The sequence below is a fragment of the Phytobacter sp. V69 genome, from assembly GCF_965644215.1.
In the GTDB taxonomy this organism is placed as follows: domain Bacteria; phylum Pseudomonadota; class Gammaproteobacteria; order Enterobacterales; family Enterobacteriaceae; genus Phytobacter.
Genome location: NZ_CBFFRL010000564.1, coordinates 1 through 307, shown reverse-complemented (window position 1 = coordinate 307; position 307 = coordinate 1). Strand labels below are relative to the sequence as shown.

Below are 307 nucleotides of genomic sequence, written 5' to 3'. Positions count from 1 at the left end.
AGTCATGATAATAGGGCCTTCTGATTAGAAGGCCCTATTATCAATGATTTTTATCCTCGTGACGACACTATCTAGGCCAGGCCGCCAAAATGATGATTGGCGTCCCGGACTATGACAACTACGTTGAGCATATGCGCATCACCCATCCTGAGCAGACGCCGATGACCTATGAAGAGTTTTTCCGCGAGCGGCAGGAAGCGCGCTATGGCGGTAAAGGCGGTGCGAAGTGCTGTTGGCGGATTCAACTCCGAAGTGCAACGCTAAGCCGCCAATCTTAGCTCTGCAAACACCACAGACGGTTGCCTGA

Annotated in this window: 1 pseudogene; it reads left to right on the top strand. The window is 51.8% G+C overall.

What is annotated here, in order from left to right:
* Positions 1–68: 68 nt before the first annotated feature.
* Positions 69–278, top strand: a pseudogene (locus ACSZPU_RS26445) (YbdD/YjiX family protein); the annotation flags it as partial.
* Between the last annotated feature and the right edge of the window lie 29 nt (positions 279–307).